This window comes from Pseudomonas sp. JL23 (genome assembly GCF_056933585.1).
The window spans coordinates 5190403-5209809 of sequence record NZ_CM167795.1 but is presented as its reverse complement, the minus strand read 5'-3'; the positions used below and the strand labels follow the sequence as shown (position 1 = coordinate 5209809).

General features: G+C 59.7%; 21 protein-coding genes. 12 read left to right on the top strand and 9 right to left on the bottom strand.

The window, feature by feature from the left end; all coding sequences use genetic code 11:
- Nucleotides 1-28: 28 nt before the first annotated feature.
- Complete coding sequence (yfcF, locus tag AC1Z24_RS23990) at nucleotides 29-661, top strand: glutathione transferase (protein ID WP_483742994.1); 633 nt, start codon at nucleotides 29-31, stop codon at nucleotides 659-661.
- A gap of 491 nt (nucleotides 662-1152) precedes the next feature.
- Here yfcF and AC1Z24_RS23985 read toward each other — a convergent pair whose 3' ends face one another.
- Nucleotides 1153-1872, bottom strand: coding sequence for a CbtA family protein (locus tag AC1Z24_RS23985; RefSeq protein ID WP_483746701.1), 720 nt, complete (start codon nucleotides 1870-1872; stop codon nucleotides 1153-1155).
- A 42-nt stretch (nucleotides 1873-1914) separates the two neighbouring features.
- Nucleotides 1915-2127 carry a CbtB domain-containing protein gene (locus tag AC1Z24_RS23980; RefSeq protein WP_483742993.1) on the bottom strand — a complete coding sequence of 71 codons (213 nt, stop codon included), beginning with the start codon at nucleotides 2125-2127 and terminating at the stop codon, nucleotides 1915-1917.
- A 186-nt stretch (nucleotides 2128-2313) separates the two neighbouring features.
- On the opposite strand from AC1Z24_RS23980, the gene AC1Z24_RS23975 reads away from it, so the two are divergent.
- A complete protein-coding gene (locus tag AC1Z24_RS23975) occupies nucleotides 2314-2874 on the top strand; it encodes a histidine phosphatase family protein (RefSeq protein WP_483742992.1) in 561 nt (186 codons plus the stop codon).
- 47 nt (nucleotides 2875-2921) lie between these two features.
- Here AC1Z24_RS23975 and metE read toward each other — a convergent pair whose 3' ends face one another.
- Nucleotides 2922-5231 carry a 5-methyltetrahydropteroyltriglutamate--homocysteine S-methyltransferase gene (gene metE / locus AC1Z24_RS23970; protein WP_483746700.1) on the bottom strand — a complete coding sequence of 770 codons (2310 nt, stop codon included), beginning with the start codon at nucleotides 5229-5231 and terminating at the stop codon, nucleotides 2922-2924.
- 123 nt (nucleotides 5232-5354) lie between these two features.
- Here metE and cobF point away from each other — a divergent pair, with 123 nt between their 5' ends.
- Nucleotides 5355-6116: a precorrin-6A synthase (deacetylating) gene (cobF, locus tag AC1Z24_RS23965; protein WP_483742991.1), complete on the top strand. Its 762-nt coding sequence runs from the start codon at nucleotides 5355-5357 to the stop codon at nucleotides 6114-6116.
- Nucleotides 6117-6424: 308 nt separating this feature from the next.
- Nucleotides 6425-8113, top strand: a complete 1689-nt coding sequence (locus AC1Z24_RS23960) for an NAD-dependent malic enzyme (RefSeq protein ID WP_259102654.1) — start codon at nucleotides 6425-6427, stop codon at nucleotides 8111-8113.
- 77 nt (nucleotides 8114-8190) lie between these two features.
- Here AC1Z24_RS23960 and AC1Z24_RS23955 read toward each other — a convergent pair whose 3' ends face one another.
- Nucleotides 8191-9702 carry a hypothetical protein gene (locus AC1Z24_RS23955; RefSeq protein ID WP_483742990.1) on the bottom strand — a complete coding sequence of 504 codons (1512 nt, stop codon included), beginning with the start codon at nucleotides 9700-9702 and terminating at the stop codon, nucleotides 8191-8193.
- A 264-nt stretch (nucleotides 9703-9966) separates the two neighbouring features.
- Between AC1Z24_RS23955 and AC1Z24_RS23950 the strand changes: the two genes are divergently transcribed.
- The 6 genes from AC1Z24_RS23950 to AC1Z24_RS23925 all read left to right on the top strand — a co-directional run bounded on the left by AC1Z24_RS23950 (nucleotide 9967) and on the right by AC1Z24_RS23925 (nucleotide 15321).
- Nucleotides 9967-10332 carry a 5-carboxymethyl-2-hydroxymuconate Delta-isomerase gene (locus AC1Z24_RS23950; RefSeq protein ID WP_483742989.1) on the top strand — a complete coding sequence of 122 codons (366 nt, stop codon included), beginning with the start codon at nucleotides 9967-9969 and terminating at the stop codon, nucleotides 10330-10332.
- Between the two features lie 142 nt (nucleotides 10333-10474).
- Nucleotides 10475-12106, top strand: coding sequence for a phosphoethanolamine transferase (locus AC1Z24_RS23945; protein ID WP_483742988.1), 1632 nt, complete (start codon nucleotides 10475-10477; stop codon nucleotides 12104-12106).
- Entirely contained in the window at nucleotides 12099-12734 is a 636-nt protein-coding gene (locus AC1Z24_RS23940) for a class I SAM-dependent methyltransferase (protein WP_483742987.1), read from the top strand. Before AC1Z24_RS23945 ends, AC1Z24_RS23940 begins: the two co-directional genes overlap by 8 nt.
- Before the next feature lie 136 nt (nucleotides 12735-12870).
- The gene (gene rnd, locus AC1Z24_RS23935) at nucleotides 12871-14004 is read left to right on the top strand and encodes a ribonuclease D (protein ID WP_483742986.1); all 1134 of its coding nucleotides are present in this window, start codon (nucleotides 12871-12873) and stop codon (nucleotides 14002-14004) included.
- Complete coding sequence (locus tag AC1Z24_RS23930) at nucleotides 14001-14294, top strand: YcgL domain-containing protein (protein WP_259102645.1); 294 nt, start codon at nucleotides 14001-14003, stop codon at nucleotides 14292-14294. The genes rnd and AC1Z24_RS23930 overlap by 4 nt, the downstream gene beginning before the upstream one ends.
- A 94-nt stretch (nucleotides 14295-14388) precedes the next feature.
- Nucleotides 14389-15321 carry a D-2-hydroxyacid dehydrogenase gene (locus AC1Z24_RS23925; RefSeq protein ID WP_483742985.1) on the top strand — a complete coding sequence of 311 codons (933 nt, stop codon included), beginning with the start codon at nucleotides 14389-14391 and terminating at the stop codon, nucleotides 15319-15321.
- Nucleotides 15322-15459: 138 nt separating this feature from the next.
- Here the strand turns inward: AC1Z24_RS23925 and AC1Z24_RS23920 are convergent, their stop codons facing one another.
- Complete coding sequence (locus AC1Z24_RS23920) at nucleotides 15460-16053, bottom strand: nitroreductase family protein (RefSeq protein ID WP_483742984.1); 594 nt, start codon at nucleotides 16051-16053, stop codon at nucleotides 15460-15462.
- Between the two features lie 206 nt (nucleotides 16054-16259).
- Between AC1Z24_RS23920 and AC1Z24_RS23915 the strand changes: the two genes are divergently transcribed.
- Entirely contained in the window at nucleotides 16260-16709 is a 450-nt protein-coding gene (locus AC1Z24_RS23915) for a YcgN family cysteine cluster protein (RefSeq protein WP_259102640.1), read from the top strand.
- Nucleotides 16710-16791: 82 nt separating this feature from the next.
- Here the strand turns inward: AC1Z24_RS23915 and AC1Z24_RS23910 are convergent, their stop codons facing one another.
- From AC1Z24_RS23910 to AC1Z24_RS23900, 3 genes are all read right to left on the bottom strand, one after another.
- Nucleotides 16792-17163 (bottom strand): YgaP family membrane protein, encoded by a 372-nt coding sequence (locus AC1Z24_RS23910; RefSeq protein WP_483742983.1) that lies wholly within the window; start codon nucleotides 17161-17163, stop codon nucleotides 16792-16794.
- Nucleotides 17164-17234: 71 nt separating this feature from the next.
- Complete coding sequence (locus AC1Z24_RS23905; RefSeq protein ID WP_259102638.1) at nucleotides 17235-17735, bottom strand: RNA methyltransferase; 501 nt, start codon at nucleotides 17733-17735, stop codon at nucleotides 17235-17237.
- 128 nt (nucleotides 17736-17863) lie between these two features.
- Nucleotides 17864-18238, bottom strand: a complete 375-nt coding sequence (locus AC1Z24_RS23900; protein ID WP_483742982.1) for a YajD family HNH nuclease — start codon at nucleotides 18236-18238, stop codon at nucleotides 17864-17866.
- Between the two features lie 168 nt (nucleotides 18239-18406).
- Between AC1Z24_RS23900 and AC1Z24_RS23895 the strand changes: the two genes are divergently transcribed.
- Nucleotides 18407-18703, top strand: a complete 297-nt coding sequence (locus tag AC1Z24_RS23895) for a hypothetical protein (protein WP_483742981.1) — start codon at nucleotides 18407-18409, stop codon at nucleotides 18701-18703.
- Nucleotides 18704-18825: 122 nt separating this feature from the next.
- Here AC1Z24_RS23895 and AC1Z24_RS23890 read toward each other — a convergent pair whose 3' ends face one another.
- Nucleotides 18826-19302, bottom strand: a complete 477-nt coding sequence (locus AC1Z24_RS23890) for a cyclic nucleotide-binding domain-containing protein (RefSeq protein ID WP_483742980.1) — start codon at nucleotides 19300-19302, stop codon at nucleotides 18826-18828.
- Nucleotides 19303-19407: the final 105 nt, after the last annotated feature.

Below are 19407 nucleotides of genomic sequence, written 5' to 3'. Positions count from 1 at the left end.
GGTCACCATCGAATATGGAGATCGTGCGATGCCCCATTCCCGCCTGCAGCTTTACGTTGACGCCCAACTCACCAGCCCCTACGCCATGTCGACGTTCGTCACGTTGCGCGAGAAAGGCATCGAGTTCGAGATGGTCGCCCTGGACCTGGATAAATCGGAAAACCAGGAAGAAGGCTATGCCAGCCTGTCCTTGACCCAGCGGGTGCCGACGCTGGTGCATGGCGACTTCGCCCTGTCCGAGTCATCGGCCATCACCGAGTACCTGGAAGAGGTGCTGCCGCAGACGCCGGTCTATCCAAGGGACCGTCAGCTACGGGCAAAGGCGCGGCAGGTACAGGCCTGGCTGCGCAGTGATCTGCTGCCGATCCGGCAGGAGCGCTCCACGCTGGTGGTGTTCTACGGCGTGAAGGGGGCGCTGTTGTCGCCTGCTGCCGAGGCTGCGGCCCGCAAGCTGTTCGCGGCGGCCCAGGTGCTGCTGGCGGGCAACCCGGACTACCTGTTCGGCCAGTGGTCGATTGCCGACGTCGACCTGGCCCTGATGCTCAACCGGCTGATCCTCAACGGCGATGAAGTGCCCTCTGCGCTGGTGGAATATGCCCAGCGCCAATGGCAGCGGCCGACGGTGCAGGAATGGGTGAAGTTGCATCGGCCGGAGATTTAGTGGCGGCTGGCGAATATGAAAAGCCCCTGACGTCTGGGGCTTTTTCATTTTTATAGGGTCATCAACAATCCAAAAGTTATCGCTGAAAATAACGCGGGTATAGCAACTGCCCCAGTAACAAGCCACATGGTCTGTCGGGCTATGGATTTATTAAAGGCTGCAGCGAGCTCATGAAGGTCTGTTTTAGTGGCCAAATGACCTTCACGGGATTTGAGTTTCGACTTGAGGCTTGTCAATTTGCGTTGTGTATCGCAGAGAGTCGTTTCAAGCTTTTCTATACGCTTTTCCAAATCTGAACCTCCTGTTCGTGTTCTGGATTGCATCACCTATTTATCTTGCACGGTCTTTTTGAGGGGCTAAGCGGGACGGTTCTTTTTATAGCGCTTCATCTACTGGGATTTTTGTCGGATTTTTCGTTTTTAGCCCATGAAAAAGCCCCGAGCGCTCACACGCCCGGGGCTTTTTTCGTCCAGCTTGCGTTCAGCAGATGCTCAAGCCTTGGACAGCCTGCTCACCGGCAACAGCAAACGCTCGGCCACCACACCAAAGATCAGCCCCAGGCTGGCCCACAGGACCAACTGGATGCCCAGTGCGGCGGTGCGGAATTTCCACAGCAGGACTGCCGAAAAGCCCTCCGGCACTTCGTTGATGGTGGGGAACAGGTAGGCGGCCACCGAGACGATCACCAGGTAGGCGGCAACGCCTTTGATGGCGCCGTTCCACAGCCCGGAGCGGGCGATGAATTTGCGCCCGGCGTTGATCGCGATCACGGCGGCGGCCAGGGACACCAGTACCATCAGAAAGAACAGCTTGGTGCGCTGGCCGATGGTATTCGGGTCGCCCACCGATGGCGGGTTCGGTGGGTAGACCAGGCCTGGCACGACAAATACCGCGACAAATGCGGCCAGGGCAAGCAGGGCGGACAGGCCGCGTGGGCCGACCTTGCCGATGCGGCCCAGGGAGTAGGCGAATACCAGGGCGAAGATGCCACCCAGGGACATGCTGTAGACGACAACGCCCGTCAGCAGGCCGAAGGTACTCTGTACATCACGGCTGACCAACTCTTCTTCTTCCGGCTCTGCTGCAGCGTCGCCGTGGGAATGGTGGTGAGCCTGGCTTTCTTCAAACGCGATAGCGTTATCAACCTGCGGTTCGCCGAAGACCTTGGCAAAACCAAAGGCCAACAGCCCAGCAATCAGGCCGACAAGCATGCCCCTGACGAGTAAACGACCAGTCATTGGAAAAACCTCAAATCAGTGGCAGGGAAAGCCCAACAGGTGGCGGCCATCGTGTACGAATTCGTGAACGTACGCGCCAGAGAACATTGCGGTTGCGCCTTGCTCGGCGCCGACGAAATACAACGCCAGCATCAGCAGCAGGCCGCCAAAGATCGCCCACGGCAAGACGTCGCCCAGGGGAATGGTTGGAATGGAGACATCGGTTTGACTTGCAGCGCTATAGGCCATGATTACCTCTAGGGATTACGCGTCCCGGTTACGGTGGGAAGTTCGAAGAAAGGTCTGGCTTTCGGCATGGAGCCGACCACAGTGGCGCGACCGCGTCGGTTTTTGACCGACTTCTTTTTTCGTAATATTTGGATACAGCGCGCCTAGTGTACGCTTTCGTCAAGCACGCATCACAGGAATTGCACAATGGCCTTGCGCCTCACTCTGGTATCCCATGCCGCGACATTGGCGCAGAAGCAGGCACGCTTTGCTGCGGATGAGCCGCTGGTCATGGATTGGCAGGCCCAGGCCGGTAAATATAGTCAGCTTTCAGGTCGGCGAACCCGTTTCTTGCACGGGCCGGAGCTGCGGACCCGCCAGACCGCAGCACTGTTCAGCGAGCATTGCGAGGTCGATCAGGGTTTGCGTGATTGTGATTTCGGCCAGTGGCAGGGCTTGAGCATCGAAGAGATCGAGCAGGCCGAACTTGGCGCCTGGATGAGCGACTGGCAGGCGGCGCCCCATGGCGGGGAGTCCATCGCGCGCCTGTGCCAGCGGGTAGGGGAGTGGATGGACGGGCTGACAGGCACGGGGCATGTCGTGGCGATCAGCCATCCGTTTGTACTGCGAGCGGCGTTGATGCGGGTATTACAGTGCCCGCCGACAGCTTTTCATGCCATTGATATCGAGCCGTTATCGGCAGTGGATCTGCGCTTCAACGGGATATGGCGGATGCGGGTGATGGAACTGCCTGCGCTGGTTCCTTAGAGGGAGCGAATTCGCTCCCACAATTTGCGGCCACGCAAACCACTGCGTTACGCCAGCTCTGCGCGTAACTGCCGCGCTGCCGCCACCATATTCACCAATGCCGCTTCGGTCTCCGGCCAGCCACGGGTTTTCAGGCCGCAGTCCGGGTTGACCCACAGGCGTTCGGCCGGCACACGCTTGGCCGCCTTGCGCAGCAGGTTGCTCATCTCTTCGGTCGCAGGAACCCTTGGCGAGTGGATGTCGTAAACGCCAGGGCCGATATCGTTGGGGTAATCGAAGGCTTCGAAGGCCTCCAGCAGCTCCATGTCCGAGCGCGAGGTTTCGATGGTGATCACGTCGGCGTCCATGGCGGCGATAGACTCGATCACATCGTTGAACTCGCTGTAGCACATGTGGGTGTGGATCTGGGTTTCATCGCGCACGCCCGAGGCGCACAGACGAAACGCTTCTACCGCCCAGTCCAGATACTCCTGCCATTGCGCACGACGTAGTGGCAGGCCCTCGCGAAAGGCAGCTTCGTCGATCTGTACGATCTTGATCCCGGCGGCTTCCAGATCGACCACTTCATCGCGGATGGCCAGGGCCAGTTGCTGCGCCTGAACCTTGCGCGACACATCTTCCCGGGGGAAGGACCACATCAGCATGGTCACTGGGCCGGTCAGCATGCCTTTCATGATCTTGTCGGTCTGGGTCTGGGCGTAACGGATCCACTCGACGGTCATGGCCTGGGGGCGGCTCAGGTCACCGAAAATGATCGCCGGTTTGACGCAGCGCGAACCGTAGCTCTGCACCCAGCCAAAGCGGGTGAAGACATAGCCGTCCAGTTGTTCGGCAAAGTACTCGACCATGTCATTGCGCTCGGCCTCGCCATGCACAAGCACATCCAGGCCCAGACGTTCCTGCACCTGCACGGCATGGCGGATTTCGTGATGCATGGCGTCGGTGTAGTCGCTGATGGAAATCTTGCCCTGCTTATAGGCCTGGCGCGCCAGACGAATCGACGAAGTCTGTGGGAACGAACCAATGGTGGTTGTCGGAAACGCTGGCAGATCCAGGCGTGCCCGCTGCACTTCGATGCGCTGGGCAAACGGCGAATGGCGCTGGCTATCGGCGGCGGTCACGGCGGCGATGCGTGCCTGTACGTCGGCTTTGTGAATGCGACCGGACTGCTGGCGGCTGACCTGAACGGCGCGGCTGTCCTGCAGGGCCTGCTGCACGGTGAGGTCCTGAGGGTTGATCACGGCCTTGCTCAGCACGGCGATTTCGCGGCACTTCTGCACGGCGAACGCCAGCCAGCTCTTCAATTCGGCATCCAGTTTGTCTTCACGGCCCAGATCCACCGGGCTGTGCAGCAGTGAGCAGGAGCTGCTCACCCAGAGATTGTCGCCCAAGCGCTGCTGAGCCTGTTGTAGTTGCGCCAGGGCTTTGTCCAGATCGCAGCGCCAGACGTTACGACCATTGACCACGCCCAAGGACAGCACTTTGTAATTCGGCAGCCGGTCGAGCACGCTGGCCAGTTGCTCTGGCGCGCGGACCAGGTCGATATGCAGGCCATCCACCGGCAGCTCTGCCGCGAGGACGAGGTTGTCTTCCAGGCCGCCGAAGTAGGTGGCGAGCAGTTTTTTCAGGGGCGAATATTGCAGGATGTGATAAGCCCGCTCGAAGGCGTTTTTCCACGCCTGTGGCAAGTCCAGAGTGAGGATCGGCTCGTCAATCTGCACCCACTCGACGCCCTTGCGTGCCAGGCGGCCGAGGATTTCGCCGTACACCGGCAGCAAGCGTTCGAGCAGGTCCAGCTTGTCGAAATCATCGCCCTTGGCCTTGCCCAGCCAGAGGTATGTCAGCGGGCCGATCAATACCGGCTTGACCTTATGGCCCAGGGCCAATGCTTCATCGACTTCGTCGAACAGTTGCTCCCAGCTCAATAGAAAGCGTTGGTCAGCGCTGAATTCCGGGACCAGATAGTGGTAGTTGGTGTCGAACCATTTGGTCAGTTCCTGGGCATATTGCGCTTTGGAGTGCTCGCCGCAACAGGCGACGCTGGCGCCACGGGCCATGGCGAACAGGGTGTCGAGGGTCGGCAGGCCGTGCTCGCCGAGGGTTGGAGCGAAGCGCTCGGGAATCACGCCGAAGGCCAGGGAGTGGCTGAGGACCTGGTCGTACCATGCGAAGTCACCCACCGGCAGCAGCTCGATACCGGCGTCGCATTGCAAGGCCCAGTGCTGTTCACGCAGGTTGCGGCCGACGGTTTTCAAGGCTTGTTGGTCGATGTCGCCTTTCCAGTAGGATTCCAAGGCTTTCTTGAGTTCACGGTCGGCGCCAATGCGCGGAAATCCGAGAGAATGTGCCAATGCCATAGCCATACGTCTCCAATGAGTTAAGTGGCGCGCATTGTCGACAGTCTGGCCTGCATGAGACAAACTCATTATTTTCCAGATCAACACAAGATTCATTCATGTGCGGGGTTGCCGGAAGCCTTTATGAAAAAGATCCTGATCATCGGCATCGGTGCCGGAAACCCTGAATACATTACGATTCAGGCAGTCAAGGCGCTCAACCGGGCCGACGTGTTTTTCCTGATGGATAAGGGCCAGAGCAAGGAAAAGCTCAACCTGCTGCGCAGCGAGATCCTCGAGCGCTATATCGACGGGGCTGATTACCGGGTTGTCGAGGCGCTTAACCCTGAGCGCGAACGCGGGGAGGGCGATTACCTCAAGGCGGTCGATGACCTGAACTGCGAAAAGCAGCGCACGTTCGAGCAACTGATTGGCGAAGAGCTGGCCGACGGCGAGTGCGGGGCGTTTCTGGTGTGGGGCGATCCGTCTCTGTATGACAGCACGATCAGAATCCTCGACGACATTCTGCATGGCGGCCGTCATGCCTTCGATTACGAGGTCATTCCCGGCATCACCAGCGTCCAGGCCCTGACGGCCCGGCATAAGGTTGCGCTGAACAATATCGGTCAGGCCGTGGAGATCACTACCGGGCGCAGGTTGGCCCAGTGCTATCCCGAAAACGTCGACAGCGTAGTGGTCATGCTCGATGCCCAGGACAGCTACCGCACCGTGACGGACCGTGAGCTGGATATCTATTGGGGCGCTTACCTGGGGACTCCCGATGAAATCCTTATCTCGGGCAAGCTCAAGGACGTCGCCGACGAGATCGAGCGCACGCGCAAGGCGGCGCGTGAGGCCAATGGCTGGATCATGGATACCTATCTGCTCAAGCGTGAGCCGCGCTGACCGAAGCCCGTTGGAGCGAGGCTTGCCCGCGAAGGATTCGACGCGGTATGCCTGATACACCGCGTTGGCCGGTTCGCGGGCAAGCCGCGCTCCAACGGACCAAAGCTGCTAGACATCATTTCGCCACGACATAAGTGACAAAATGTCGCAATGCCATGCATCGGGAGTAAGATATGCCCCTTGCTTGCACCCGGACTTTTTTCCGGTGCGGGTCTGATGAGCCGGCGAAAAGAAAAAGATAAATGCCAGGCTGCCCGTGCCGTCGATGTAGCGATATTACGAGTAGACGAAAAAGGCGATTAGAGAAAATGACCAAAACTTCGCGTCCGTTGTACATTTCCTACGCAGGTCCGTCCCTGCTGGAAATGCCCCTGCTGAACAAAGGCAGTGCTTTTACCCCGCAAGAGCGGGTCGAATTCAACCTGATCGGTCTTCTGCCGCAGAACGTAGAGACGATCGAAGAACAAGTGGCTCGGGTTTACAGCCAATACAAGCAATGCGCTACCGACCTGGACAAGCACATCTACCTGCGCTCGATCCAGGACAACAACGAAACTCTGTTCTTCCGCCTGCTGGACTCGCATCTGGAAGAGATGCTGCCGATCATCTACACCCCGACGGTTGGCCAGGCGTGCCAGGAATTCTCCAAAATCTATCGCACCCACCGCGGCCTGTTCATTTCCTATCCTGAACGCGACCGCATCGACGATATCCTGCGCAGCGCCACCAAGGACCGCATCAAGATCATCGTCGTCACCGACAGCGAGCGCATTCTCGGCCTGGGCGACCAGGGCATCGGCGGCATGGGCATCCCGATCGGCAAGCTGTCGCTGTACACCGCCTGCGGTGGCATCAGCCCGGCCTACACCCTGCCGATCGTGCTGGACGTGGGCACCAACAATCAGGAACTGCTCGACGACCCGATGTACATGGGCTGGCGCAACAAGCGTGTGACCGGCAAGGAGTACGAGGACTTCATCGCGCTGTTCATCGAAGCCGTGCAGCGTCGCTGGCCTGACGTGCTGTTGCAGTTCGAAGACTTCGCCCAGACCAACGCCATGCCGTTGCTGGAGAAGTACCGCGACGAGCTGTGCTGCTTCAACGATGACATCCAGGGCACCGCGTCGGTAGCCGTGGGTACCTTGCTCGCCGCGTGCAAGGCCAAGAACGAAACCCTGGGCCAGCAGCGCGTAGTGTTCCTCGGTGCCGGTTCCGCCGGTTGCGGTATCGCCGAGCACATCATCGCTGCCATGGTCATCGAAGGCCTGAGCGAAGCCGAGGCACGAAAACGCGTGATGATGGTCGACCGTTTCGGTCTGCTCACCGACAGCATGGACAACCTGCTGGACTTCCAGAAAAACCTCGCCCAGAAAGCCGCCGATACCAGCGGTTGGTCGAGCGGTGCCGGTTACCCGGAACTGCTGGACGTGGTCAGCCACGGCAAGCCGACCGTGCTGATCGGTGTGTCGGGCCAGCGCGGCCTGTTCACCGAGCAGGTCATCCGCGAGATGCACAAGCATTGCGCCAAGCCACTGGTCATGCCGCTGTCGAACCCGACGTCGAAAGTCGAAGTGACGCCGCAGGAAGTGCTGGACTGGACCAATGGCGAAGCCCTGGTCGCAACCGGTAGCCCGTTTGCTCCGGTGACTGTAGGCGATCGCACGTTCCATATCGCTCAGTGCAACAACTCCTACATCTTCCCGGGTATCGGTCTGGGTGTTATCGCGGCGAAAGCCACGCGCATCTCCGACAAGATGCTGATGGCGGCGTCCAACGCTTTGGCCGAGTGCTCGCCAATGGTCACTGGCAAGGGCGACGCTGTACTGCCGCCGTTGAAAGAGATCCAGGAAGTCAGCCGCAAGATCGCCCTGGCCGTAGCCAAGCAGGCGCAGGCTGAAGGCCTGGCCCTGGAAACCACGGAAGAAATGCTGATCGAAGCGATCCAGCATCATTTCTGGCAGCCGAACTACCGCTCGTACCGTCGCAGCGCTCTCTGATAGCGTTCTGACAATCCCCACAAAAAACCGCAACAGGGCAACCTGCTGCGGTTTTTTTTGCCTCGCACAACAGCGGATCAGTCGAACTTCAGGACCTCGCTGCCCTTGGCTTCAAGTATCTCGTCGAACGCCGGTAGCCGGGCAATGAAATCGTCTTCGAAGGCCAGGTAGCGATCCTGGCTGGGTAGATAGCGAATGTACGGCTTGATGCGCGGGGTGTCCTTGGAGGACAGCTTGACCACCTGATTGCTGCGTTGATTCCACAACCAGGCCAGGGTCTGGGTGCCGAAGCTATTGGAGCGGTAGTTCCATACCCACCAGTCGCCATGCCCGCGTGATGCGTGAATCTGGCCGTGGAAAGTACGCAGGGTAATGGTGTGCTTGGGCTGGGTGACAAGCATCTGAGTCTGCTGGCGTATTTCGCTGCCAAAGCCGTCCAGCATCGATTGGGTCGCCTGCCCGCTGAGAAAGTCGAAGCGCCACGCCTTCAGCACGGTTTCCCCAAAGCGCGGATCCTCGAGATTCGGCCGCTGGCTCTCGCTGAACAGCATGATTTCGTCGCCGCCCAGATAGACCGCCGAGCGGGTGAGCTTATAGCCTTCAACCGGCAACGGCAGGGCAGGGGTGACACTTTGCGGCTGATCCTGATGCCAGATCCAGCACAACGGGCCACCCATCTCCATGAGCAGCACGCGCCGGGGGCCGATAGCCAGTATCGTCATTTCGCCGGGGTGCTCGAAGATGATTTCGCTGAAGTCAGCGGTAATCCGCCAGATCCTGCATAGCCGATCGGGCTCATAAAGATACTGGCGTTCGAACACCTGGGAGTCGATTACCAGGGTGGCGTCCTCGAATTCCGGCCATTGCAACTGCGCCGGACCAAAGCGCTGAGTGTTGTTGTCTTGCCGGATTTCGTACTGGAACAGGTCCTCGCCACTGCGACTGCCGCGATACACCCGGCGTTTCCACAGGCTACGGTCGTTATTGGCATCGAGCAGCCACAGATCAGCGCCGTCGGTGCCATCGTTGCGTTCTTCGAGCATGTCCTGTTCGGCGGGCGGCCACTGGTTGAAATCGAGCAGAAAGCACAGCCACTGTTCATCATCCTGTTCAGTGATGGAGGCCCAGCCATTGCTGTAGTGCTGTTCGTTGATGTAGGTGGGGCCGGGGAAATCGTGTACGTCCTGTAGCAGGTTCAGCTTCTTGCGTGTGGTTTTGGCGGGCTTGGCTTCGACGGGGGTGGGCTGTTGTGGTTCGATCCATTGTGGCGTCAGCTCGAGCTCGTCCCGAGGATTGCGCCAATGTTCGATGAATGCCTGGCGCTGATCGGCGGGGATGATTACCGGTCGATAGTCATCGCCGCCGGCATCCAGGTTCCACAGCTCAAGCCCTTGTCGAGCCAGCAGGGGGGCCAGGGCTTGCAAGCAGACTTCCGGCATTTGCGTGGTCAGTTCGTCAAGCAGCCTGTCGAAGGTCGGGCCGCTGAATACGCTGATGTCGGGGTAGTAATGCTGAAACAGCTCGAGAAGTTCGCCGCCGGGGGTTTTCCAGTCGATATGTATCAGCGGAGCAAAGTCGGGTTGCGTCACGCATGCCTTCCTTGTAATTGGGACCTGCGCCATCTTAGCGGGGCGATGGAAATGGGATTGAGGAACAGCACACAAGACAGGGCAAAGACAGTCTTCTGGGAGCGAGGCTTGCCCGCGAATGATTCGACGCGGTATGTCTGATACAGCGCGTTGGCCAGTTCGCGGGCAAGCCTCGCTCCTACATAACCGTGCTTGCCGGGATTACTGCGCACGGTTTAATGTCGATCGAATGACTTCCCTTCTGCAAAAAACCGAGACCACCCCATGCCGCACATGACCCTGGAATACACCCCGAACCTGCCGTCCTTCGATGTGCGCCGCACTCTGCTGGCGTTGAACCAGGCGCTGTTCGCCTCCGGTCAGTTCACCTCCGAGGCGGATATCCAGAGCAAGGCCGTGGCAGTGGGGGAATTTCAGGTGGGGACCCTGTCCACGCCCCGTGGCTTCATGCATGTGCAGATGGCGCTGTTCAATGGTCGCTCAGCCGAAGTGAAACGCCAGCTGTCTGCGAGCCTTCTGGCTGTGCTGCAAGGGGTGTGCGAGTGGCCGAGCGACCTTGAGGTGCAGCTGAGTGTCGATATTGCCGACCTGGATCGCGACGCCTATGCCTGGACGACGCTGAAACCTTGAGGCCCTGAAGATAAAAGGTACAAGACCTTTTGTTCTCATCCTTTTCACAAAAAATTGATGGCGGTCTGCTTAAAGTCTGCGCCATCGGAGGAGTTGCCCAACTCGATCGCTCCGGCGTAATTCATTAATCAAGCAGACCGTTATGCTGAACGTTAAAGCCGTCCGTCCCGAGCTGGTGACTTTGCTCGCCAGTTGTTTTTTGCTGCTCGGGTTTAACGCCACTCTTTGGCAACATGTATTCTCGATTACCGAATTTGACGGTAAGGGGCTCGCGCTGCGCGTGGCTTTCGGTCTGCTGGTTTTCTGTATCTTCAATATTTTCCTGACGCTATTGGCCTTTCGCCGTGTTCTGAAACCGATGCTAACGGCATTGTTTCTTATCAGCGCCGGGGTAGCTTATTTCATCAATGAATATGGCGTCATGATTGATGCGGGCATGTTCCGCAACTTTGCTGAAACTAATGTCACGGAAGTACAGGGCCTGTTGTCGCCCAAGTTGGGTCTTTATTTGTTGCTATTGGGTGTTCTGCCCTCGGTCGTGTTATGGAAAACCCCGATCAATTATCGCCACTGGCCGCGTGAGTTGCTGAGCAAGGCGTTGGTGAGCGTTGCCTGCGTGGCGGTGCTCGGTGCCGTGGCAATGATCAATTATCAGGGGTTGTCCTCGATGTTCCGCAATCACCACGAGCTGCGTCTGATGGTGGTGCCAAGCAATTACATCGGTGCGTCGATGGGTTATTTGAGCGAGCAAGTGGTCTCGGCCCAGCGACCCTTCGTGAAAATCGGTGAAGACGCCCAGCGTTCGCCGCGCTGGGCCAGCCATCAACGCAAGTCCCTGACCGTGCTGGTAGTGGGCGAAAGCGCCCGGGCCGAGAACTTCGGTCTGCTCGGTTACGGTCGCGACACTACGCCGAAGTTGAGCAAGGAAAACGGCCTGATCGCCTTCAGTGACGTGCATTCCTGTGGCACCGAGACCGCCGTATCCGTGCCATGCATGTTCTCCAATATGGGTCGCAAGGACTACAACGCCAGCCAGGCGAAGAATCAGGAAGGGCTGCTCGATGTGCTGCAACGCTCCGGCCTGCAGGTGATCTGGCGCGACAACCAGTCCGGCTGCAAGGGCACCTGCGACCGCGTCACCCTGCAGGACGTGAGTAACCTTCAAGACCCGCTGCTGTGCGCCAACCACGAGTGTCGTGACGAGATCCTGCTGCAAGGCTTGCAGAGCTTTATCGACAACCTGGATCAGGACACCGTGCTGGTCCTGCACCAGATGGGCAGCCATGGTCCGGAGTATTTCAAGCGCTACCCCAAGGCGTTTGAGAAATTCACCCCTGTGTGTGAAAGCAACGCCTTGAACAATTGCTCGCGGGAAAACATCGTCAACGCCTATGACAACACGCTGGTCTACACCGACCATGTGCTGGCGACCCTGATCGACTTGCTGCGCAAGCAGTCGCGGGTGGATACCGCCATGCTCTATCTGTCGGATCACGGCGAATCCCTGGGCGAATACAATCTGTTCCTGCACGGCACGCCGTACTTGTTGGCACCGGATCAACAGAAACACGTACCCATGCTCGCCTGGTTCTCCGACAGCTATCAGAAGTCCTTCGCGGTCGATCCCATGTGCCTGCAGAAAGAGCGCAATGCACCGCTGAGCCAGGACAATCTGTTTCATTCGATGCTGGGCCTGTTGCAGGTCGACACCAAGGTCTACAACGCGCAATTGGATATGTTCGCGGGTTGTCGCGGGACGCTGGCCAATGAGTAGTACTTATCTGCAACAGTCCCCGGTCAGCCTGTGCGACCGCCTCGGGCTCTGGCGTGACCGGCAACTGGCCCGCCAAGCCCTCAAGGTAGCGGGCGAACCGGGCCTGGTCCTGGATTTACCCAGTGGCGCCGGGCGTTTCTGGCCGGTGCTGGCTGAGCACACCAATCGGGTGATCCTCGCCGCCGATCCGTCCCGGGATGCCCTGGCCCTCGGCGAAACCCGTTGCGACGGGCCGACCCTGCAACGCATCAAGACCTTCCAGACCTCGGCCCTGGCCATCGATCTGTCCGACAATGCAGTGGACTGCATCTTTTCCATGCGCCTGTTCCATCACATTGCCAGCAGTGATGAGCGCTCTGCGGTGCTGAGCGAATTCCACCGCGTCACCCGGGACACCGCGATCATTGCTCTGTGGGTTGATGGCAACATCAAGTCATGGCGGCGCAAGCGCCTGGAGCACTGTCGCGCCACTGACGGGAAGGCGCTGCGACGCAACAATCGCTTCGTGGTCGGTCGCGGACAGATCGAGGCCGAATTCAGCGATGCCGGCTTCGACATCCTCAGCCATCACGATGTTCTGCCCGGTTACGCCATGTGGCGGGTGTACGTGCTGCGCAAGAGTTCCTGAGACGATCCGATGGCCGGTCGTATTCGGCGCCAGTATGGCCACTATCAAGATGAAGATGATCAAGACTTGCAGGACAGATGCCCGGTAATCGCCGATGGCGATATATACTGCGCGCCATTCTTCAAGGGAGAGCCGTGTGGCCATCGATATTCACTGGATTCGCGACGACGACAGCCTCGCCCTGCATTGCGCACAGTGGCAGACCCTGCCTTTTGTCGCCCTCGACACCGAATTCATGCGGGTCGACACCTTTTATCCCATCGCCGCCCTGTTGCAGATCGGCGATGGTAAGAGTGCCTGGCTGATCGATCCGCTGTTGATCAAGAACTGGCAGCCGTTTTCCGCCCTGCTGGAAAACCCCGACGTGGTCAAAGTGGTCCACGCCTGCAGCGAAGACCTCGAAGTCCTGTTGCGCCTGACCGGCAGCCTACCGACGCCGCTGTTCGATACGCAACTGGCGGCCGGTTTCCTGAACCTGGGTTTCTCCATGGGTTACTCGCGCCTGGTTCAGGAAGTGCTGGGCATCGAACTGCCCAAGGGCGAGACCCGTTCCGACTGGTTGCAGCGTCCGCTGTCGGAGACCCAGATCAGCTATGCCGCCGAAGACGCCGTGCACCTGGCTGAGGTCTACGCGATCCTGCGCCCGCGCCTGTCGGAGGACAAATACGCCTGGCTGCTGGAAGACGGCGCCGAACTGGTGGCCAACCTGCGCCGCGAGACCGATCCGTACGAAGCCTATCGCGACGCCAAGCTGGCCTGGAAACTGTCCGGCGCGCAATTGGCGGTGCTGCGTGAACTGTGTGCCTGGCGCGAGCTGCAGGCCCGCGCGCGCAATCTGCCGCGTAACCGTATCGTGCGTGAGCATTCGCTCTGGCCCTTGGCCAAGACCCAGCCGGACAACCTGGTTGCCCTGGCGCGAATCGAAGACATGCACCCCAAGACCGTGCGTCAGGACGGCGAGTTCATTCTCGACCTGATCAAGCGTGCCGCCAGCCTGCCGCCCGAGCAGTGGCCAAAGACTTTGCCCGAGCCATTGCCGATCGACGCCGCCACAGTGCTCAAGTCTTTGCGCGCCATTGGTCAGCAGTATGCCGAGCAGCTGCAAATGGCTCCTGAGCTGATGCTGCGCAAGAAGACCCTGGAGGCCCTGCTCAAGAGCGGCTACCCCGACGGTCCTTACCAATTACCCGATTCGCTGCGTGGCTGGCGTCGTGAACGCATGGGCCAGGCCCTGCTCGACAGCCTGGCTAGCGCAGGAGAACAGCCGTGAAACGTATCTGCTCCATTTACCGCAGCTCCAAGCGCAACGAGATGTATCTCTACGTGCTCAAGGCTGACGAGCTCAAGCGTGTGCCGCCTGAGCTGATGGTCGCCTTTGGCAAGGCGCTGCATGCCTTCGATCTGGTCCTGAGCCCGGAGCGTGCCCTGGCGCGCGAGGATATCCACAAGGTGTTGGATAACCTGGAAAAGCAGGGCTACCACCTGCAGATGCCGCCGGCTGAAGACGAATACATCGAGCATTTGCCCGAAGAATTGCTGCGGCGCAACGATCCTGTCTGATCTTGCGCCCAGGACTGTTTTGGCATGCGCCCGGAAGAATGAGGGGTAACCCCGCAGGTGGGCGCAGGTCTGGTTTTTTTAAGGTTTTGAAACCATGCGTGTGCTGATTGCTGAACACGATTACGCCGTCTACACCCAATTGCTGCGCCAGGCGGTTCCCGATATTACCGTGATGAGCAGCGGCGATTCCGCCGAACTGTCCCGCCTGGCGGCAGACTGCCCGGTCTGGCTGGGCCAGCCGGACCTGCTGGCCAACCTGCTGCGCCAGGGCCACAAACCGCAATGGCTGCAATCGACCTGGGCAGGCATCACACCGCTGCTGGTCGACGGCGTGCCCCGGGATTACCGCCTGACCCGTGCCGTGGGCATCTTCGGTCAGGTCATGGCCGAATTCGTATTGACCTACATGCTTGGTCACGAGCGCGAGGTTCTGGCCCGCCTGGTCAGCCAGGTCGAGCGCAAGTGGGACAATCGTGCGGGCCACAGCCTGCAAGGGCGCAAGGCGTTGATCGTCGGCGCCGGTGATATCGGCCAGAGCGTTGCGCAATTCCTCGTGCCGTTCGGTATCGAGGTCTATGGCATTGCCTCCCGGGCACGGGCTCAGGCACCGTTTATCGAAGTGGCGGCGCTGACGGATCTGGAGCGGATGGTCGGGACGATGGATTACGTGATCAACCTGCTGCCCAATACGCCGCAGACTCACGATCTTTACGATGCCGGGCTGTTCGCCAAATTCAATCCGGACTGCCTGTTCATCAACGTCGGTCGTGGCGTGTCAGTAGTCGATGCCGATCTGGTCGAAGCCCTGAAGGAAGGTCATCTGGCCGGGGCGGTGATTGATGTCTGCCGTCAGGAACCGTTGCCACAACGCCATCCGTTCTGGACCGCCTGGGGCCTGCTGTTGACCGGTCACAGCTCGGCGCCGACCTCACCACCAGCAATGACCCGGCTGTTTGCCGACAACCTCAAGGCCTTCGTGGCGGGCGAGCCGTTGCGTGGGGAAGTGGATTTCGCCAAGGGCTATTGAGTAGCTGGATGTGGGAGCCGCCTTGCTGGCGATCGAGTGCGAAGCGCTCGCAATAGCATCAGTGACGGATCGCCCGCTATCGCCAGCAAGCCGGCTCCCACAAAACCTCATTCAATTCAAAAATGCATGAGGTTGGTGTTACAGGGAGAAATCACCCTCAGCCGCCAGTTCCGCCAGCGGGCGGCGCGGGCTTGGGGTTTCGCGGGCCTGCAGGTAATCCGGCAGGCTTGCCTTGTCACCCAGCTTGCCAATGGCCACAGCCGCGTGCAGGGCATAGCCTTCGGGGATATTCAGTTCCTTGCGGGTCAGTTCCTGATCGAAACCGGCCATGCCATGGGTGTGCCAGCCGCTCAGGCTCGCTTGCAGGGCCAAGTGGCCCCAGGCCGAACCGGTGTCGAAGGTGTGCCACAGGGCCGGGGTTTCTTCAGTGGCGCCAGGTGCGGTGAAGGTGGTCTTGGAGATGACGATGACCAGCGCCGCCGCATGTTGTGCCCAACTACGGTTGAACTCGTTCAGCAGGCCCAGGTAACGCTCCCAGTTCGGCGTGTCGCGACGTGCGTAGAGAAAGCGCCATGGCTGCGAGTTGTAGGCCGAAGGTGCCCAGCGTGCGGCTTCGAAGAAACTCAGCAGGGTGTCCTGGGGAATGCTTTCGCCGCTGAAGGCGCGAGGCGACCAGCGTGCGGTAAATTGCGGGTCAATGGCGTGATCGGCGATACGAGGATTGCTGCTCATAAGGGTTATGGCCTGACAGTGGATTGAGAGGGGAAATAACTGGATGGGCCGTGGACGGCAGGCATCGCGAAAACTGCCTAAAGTTACTGTGCGGGCAATGTGGATACAAGTCTGTTTGTGCCAATAGTCGTCTGCACTTGGTTCGTGACGCTGGAGTCTCTAGACTGGCGCCCCTTTCATCAGCCTGATACAGAAATCCCCACACCATGGCCGCTAAAGTCGAACCCTTCTGGATACGCAAGACCCTTGACCAGCTCGATCAGCAGGAGTGGGAGTCTTTGTGCGATGGCTGCGGCCTGTGCTGTCTGCAGAAGCTTGAGGACGAGGACGATAACAGCGTCTATTACACGCGCATCGCCTGCAAGCTGCTGGATCTGAAGACCTGCCAGTGCACCGACTACCCCAATCGGCGCGCCTCGGTGCCCGATTGCATCCAGCTGACGCCGGGCAAGGCTGACGAATTCAAATGGCTGCCGCCGACCTGCGGATATCGTCTGGTCAGTGAGGGCAAGGACCTGCCGCTATGGCATCACCTGGTCTGCGGCGACCCTGATGCCGTGCATCATGAGCGCATCTCCCAATCCGGGCGCATGCTCGCCGAAGGCAGCGTGCCGGAAGACGACTGGGAAGATCACCTGATTTTTCGGGCGGGTTGAGCAGGACAGATCATGGGAGTGGGAGCGATTCATTCGCGAATGAATTCGCTCCCACAAAATTCCCATAGGCTCTTGCGCTGCATCAGTGACTGGTCGGCTTCAACGCCTCGGCCGCATTGTTCACCGCATCCTTGGCCAGGGCCTCGGCATCGTCCTTCAGAGCGTTGAGTTCGGCTCCGGCGCGACGTACGCGCAGGCGGGCGACGTCAAGGTCGCTGCGGGTCTTTTCCAGCAGGCTCTTGGCCGAGCAATGGCCGGTGATGCCGCGAGCCAGTACGGCGCCACCAACGGCCAGTTGCACCAGCCCCAGCAGGCCGCCACGACGCAAACCCTTGCCCATCATCAGTACGCCGCCGGCCAGGGAGCCAATGCGCTCCCAGCCCTGTACGTTCTGCTGGACATTGCCGTTATGCAGCGGGGTTTCGATGCGTTCAATGATCGGGGTGTCGCTCATGAGGGTTCTCCTTGGCGGAAAAAGTCGGGTCAGTTCAACTGACTACCCGTGCGCCGAACTGTTCCATTGGATCAGCGTTCGGCAGACGGATCGACCTGTTCGCGGCCGAACTGCGGGCCGGAGCGGGTGTTATTGCCCTTGGCCATGCGGTCGTACAGCACCACGTTGACCGTCGCCGCCAGGTTCATGCAGCCCTGGGTAGGGATGTACACGACGTCTTCGCACCAGTCGCGAATCTCCTTGTCCAGGGAGCCGTCTTCCGGGCCGAAGATGTACAGCGCGCGATCCGGATGGGTGTATTCAGGCAATGAACGGGCGCCATCGACCAATTCCACCGCTACTGGAATGCAGCCCAGGGGCAGGATGTTCTTCAGGTCGTCAATGCCGATCAGCGGGATGTCCTGATGGATCTTCTTGGTGTCGGTGACAAAGTCACGGGCACGCTCGTAGCGCTTGCCGGTGTAGAACACCGAAGCCACGCCATAGCAGCCGGCGGCACGCATGACCGAACCGACGTTTTCCGGGGACTTGGGGTTGTACAGGCCGATGCAGGCGTAGCGTTTGTTGGCCACGGGGGACGCTCACTGGAAAAAGTGCGCAGCTTCGGGGTTTGGGGAGGGGGCGTCAAGCTGCGAGCTGCGAGCTGCGAGCAGAGCGTACCCGGCTTCTAGCTCGCAGCTCGCAGCTCAAGGCTCATAGCTCAAGACTTATCCTTCATCAATCCGGCAAGTGCCGCAAACGGATTATGTGTCGCCTTGGCTGTCTTGGGCGTGCTCAGGGAGCTGTCGGAGAAGTATTGCTGGTCGGTGTAGCGCGAGTGTTCGTTGTCGTGGCAGTACAGGCACAGCAGCTCCCAGTTGGAGCCGTCCTGGGGGTTGTTGTCGTGGTTGTGGTCGCGGTGGTGCACGGTCAGCTCGCTCAGGCGCTTGCCGGCGAACTCCCGGGCGCAGCGTCCGCACACGTGGGGATACATGCGCAGCGCCTTGTCGCGATAACCCATCTCGCGGTCGCGCTGAGCATCGGCGAGGATGCGGTCCAGCTTGGCGGTGTTGGAGGGAGGATTGGCCGAGCTCATGGGGTCACCTGTTCATGTTCAGTAATGGCGCCAGTCTAGCGCTTCGCGCTGCGTTCGGCTGCCGACTTTTGACGGATGAACTGGCGGGCCAGGCAAGTTTTTGCCCGCACAGGCCAGGCAAGGAGTAGCCTGAGCCGCATTCTGACTGCATGGCATGGGAGGCCATTGATGAAACGCTTTATTTTGCTTGCTGCAGCGCTGCTGGTTGTACCGTTCATGGCAGGGGTTGCCCAGGCGGATAACACCCAGCCGACAGCCTCTGAGTTGACGCCGGGCTCACCGGGTACTGCTACGCCGACGCCTTACCCGCAAGTCACGCCACCGAGCATTCCGCGCGCTGGCGGCACTCAGGGCAACTCGCCCCTGCTGCCGAAAATCGAAGTGCCACGTCCGCCCAAGGATCAGGCGCTGCCGGGGCTTGAGCAGAATCCCGATGCCGACAAGGATGCGCCGGGCAAGCCTTGAAGAAGTGTTTCGGTGGCACCGGCTTTAGCCGGGAAGGCATTGGCAGGATCAATGCAAATGTATTGCCTGTAATAGGGCCTTCCCGGCTAAAGCCGGTCCCACAGGGTTTCTGTGTCTAGACCTTAAACCTGTTGCGCTAGCAGCTGGCCATCGACCATACGCAGGCGCTTGGACAGGGAAATCGCCAGCGCACGAATGATCTTCGCGGCGATCTTCGGCGCTTCTTCGATCATCTTGTCCAGCGAATCCCGGCCCAGGTTCAACAACTGGCAAGGTGAGGCTGCGATGCAAGTGGCCGAACGGCGTTCGCCGTCCAGTACGGCCATCTCGCCCAGGGCCCGGCCCCGGCGCAATACGGCGATTTCGACCTGCTGACCATCCGGGCTGAGCTTCTGCACCGACACGCTGCCCGCGTCGATGATGCACATGAAGGTCCCTGCATCGCCTTCGTGAAAGATTTCTTCGCCCTTGGCGATGCTGCTGATACTGAAATAACCCGCCGCCGCCTGAAAATCGACGGGCAACAGGGCGTCGAACATGCCGCAGTCCATCAGCATGTCGCGGATCGCGTTGTTCAGGTGGGACGGTTGTTCTGCCATGGTTCGGTCGTGTCGCTTTATCTGGCGATTTTATTGAAAGGTTGCAAGCCCGCGCGACGCAAGTCGGCGGGCTGAAGATATTAAGACAGGGGATCGGGCCGTAGT

What these genes read in the sequence shown, in the direction of transcription:
- yfcF (WP_483742994.1), top strand. Translation starts at nt 29, where the DNA reads ATGCCCCATTCCCGCCTGCAGCTTTACGTTGACGCCCAACTCACCAGC.
- AC1Z24_RS23985 (WP_483746701.1), bottom strand. Translation starts at nt 1,872, where the DNA reads ATGCTTGTCGGCCTGATTGCTGGGCTGTTGGCCTTTGGTTTTGCCAAG.
- AC1Z24_RS23980 (WP_483742993.1), bottom strand. Translation starts at nt 2,127, where the DNA reads ATGGCCTATAGCGCTGCAAGTCAAACCGATGTCTCCATTCCAACCATT.
- AC1Z24_RS23975 (WP_483742992.1), top strand. Translation starts at nt 2,314, where the DNA reads ATGGCCTTGCGCCTCACTCTGGTATCCCATGCCGCGACATTGGCGCAG.
- metE (WP_483746700.1), bottom strand. Translation starts at nt 5,231, where the DNA reads ATGGCATTGGCACATTCTCTCGGATTTCCGCGCATTGGCGCCGACCGT.
- cobF (WP_483742991.1), top strand. Translation starts at nt 5,355, where the DNA reads ATGAAAAAGATCCTGATCATCGGCATCGGTGCCGGAAACCCTGAATAC.
- AC1Z24_RS23960 (WP_259102654.1), top strand. Translation starts at nt 6,425, where the DNA reads ATGACCAAAACTTCGCGTCCGTTGTACATTTCCTACGCAGGTCCGTCC.
- AC1Z24_RS23950 (WP_483742989.1), top strand. Translation starts at nt 9,967, where the DNA reads ATGCCGCACATGACCCTGGAATACACCCCGAACCTGCCGTCCTTCGAT.
- AC1Z24_RS23945 (WP_483742988.1), top strand. Translation starts at nt 10,475, where the DNA reads ATGCTGAACGTTAAAGCCGTCCGTCCCGAGCTGGTGACTTTGCTCGCC.
- AC1Z24_RS23940 (WP_483742987.1), top strand. Translation starts at nt 12,099, where the DNA reads ATGAGTAGTACTTATCTGCAACAGTCCCCGGTCAGCCTGTGCGACCGC.
- AC1Z24_RS23925 (WP_483742985.1), top strand. Translation starts at nt 14,389, where the DNA reads ATGCGTGTGCTGATTGCTGAACACGATTACGCCGTCTACACCCAATTG.
- AC1Z24_RS23920 (WP_483742984.1), bottom strand. Translation starts at nt 16,053, where the DNA reads ATGAGCAGCAATCCTCGTATCGCCGATCACGCCATTGACCCGCAATTT.
- AC1Z24_RS23915 (WP_259102640.1), top strand. Translation starts at nt 16,260, where the DNA reads ATGGCCGCTAAAGTCGAACCCTTCTGGATACGCAAGACCCTTGACCAG.
- AC1Z24_RS23910 (WP_483742983.1), bottom strand. Translation starts at nt 17,163, where the DNA reads ATGAGCGACACCCCGATCATTGAACGCATCGAAACCCCGCTGCATAAC.
- AC1Z24_RS23900 (WP_483742982.1), bottom strand. Translation starts at nt 18,238, where the DNA reads ATGAGCTCGGCCAATCCTCCCTCCAACACCGCCAAGCTGGACCGCATC.
- AC1Z24_RS23895 (WP_483742981.1), top strand. Translation starts at nt 18,407, where the DNA reads ATGAAACGCTTTATTTTGCTTGCTGCAGCGCTGCTGGTTGTACCGTTC.
- AC1Z24_RS23890 (WP_483742980.1), bottom strand. Translation starts at nt 19,302, where the DNA reads ATGGCAGAACAACCGTCCCACCTGAACAACGCGATCCGCGACATGCTG.